Here is a 1225-nt window from a genome sequence, read left to right on the forward strand (position 1 = left end):
TTCGGTCCGGCCTGCGGTGCTGGAAGCGGCCAAGACTGCCTATGCGGCATCTGCCGGGGATCAACCGTTCCGCCTGCTGGTTTTTGGCGGCAGCCAGGGCGCCCAATTCTTTTCCGATGCCGTGCCGGGAGCCATTGCGCTGCTTTCCGACGCCCAGCGCAAACGGCTGGTCATTACCCAACAAGCGCGCGCCGATGACGTGGCGCGGGTCAAGGCGGCCTATGCCACCCTTGGCGTCGCCGTCGAGGTCTCGCCCTTCTTCACCGATATGGCGGCACGCATGGCGGCCGCTCATCTGGTGATCTCGCGTTCCGGCGCCTCGACCGTCTCGGAGATCGCCGTCATCGGCCGGCCGGCGCTGCTGGTGCCTTACCCCCATGCGCTCGATCACGATCAGGCGGCGAACGCGGCGGCCCTTGCCGCTGCCGGCGGCGGCGAAGTGCATCCGCAATCCTCGCTCTCGTCCGAACGCATCGCAGCGCTTGTCGGCGGGCTGATGGACGACCCCGATCGGCTGACGGCGATGGCGGCGGGTGCGAAATCGGCCGGCAGGCCGGACGCGGCACGGTTGCTCGCCGATCTTACAGAGGCTATTGCGTCCAAAAAAACCGTTTCGGATTTCAGGAAGGGGACGCAAGCATGAAGATGCCGCAGACCATCGGCCTTGTGCATTTCATCGGCATTGGCGGCATCGGCATGAGCGGCATTGCCGAAGTGCTGCACAATCTCGGCTACAAGGTGCAAGGGTCCGACCAGGCCGAAAGCGCCAATGTGCAGCGGCTGCGCGACAAGGGCATTGAATGCTTCGTCGGCCATAGGGCCGAGAATCTCGGCGATGCCGAGGTGGTGGTCGTCTCGACGGCGATCAAGAAATCCAACCCTGAGCTGAAGGCCGCGCGCGAAAAGCTGCTGCCGATCGTGCGCCGGGCCGAGATGCTGGCCGAACTGATGCGCTTTCGCCAGGCGGTGGCGATCGGCGGCACGCATGGCAAGACGACGACGACCTCGATGGTGGCGACCTTGCTCGATGCGGGCGGGCTCGATCCGACCGTGATCAATGGCGGCATCATCAATGCCTACGGCACCAACGCCCGCATGGGCGACGGCGAATGGATGGTGGTCGAGGCCGACGAGAGCGACGGCACCTTCCTGAAACTGCCGGCCGAGATCGCGGTCGTCACCAACATCGACCCCGAGCATCTTGACCACTATGGCAGCTTCGACA

At 65.1% G+C, this 1225-nt stretch carries 2 protein-coding genes; both read left to right on the plus strand.

Annotated features, from left to right (window positions below):
• On the plus strand, positions 1-643 hold a 643-nt coding region (locus EN991_RS36880), incomplete at its 5' end, for a glycosyltransferase (protein ID WP_281058855.1).
• On the plus strand, positions 640-1225 hold a 586-nt coding region (locus EN991_RS36885; RefSeq protein ID WP_245461183.1), incomplete at its 3' end, for a Mur ligase domain-containing protein. The genes EN991_RS36880 and EN991_RS36885, both read left to right, overlap by 4 nt.

The sequence above is a fragment of the Mesorhizobium sp. M7A.F.Ca.US.005.03.2.1 genome (genome assembly GCF_003997795.1).
GTDB classification, from domain to species: domain Bacteria; phylum Pseudomonadota; class Alphaproteobacteria; order Rhizobiales; family Rhizobiaceae; genus Mesorhizobium; species Mesorhizobium ciceri.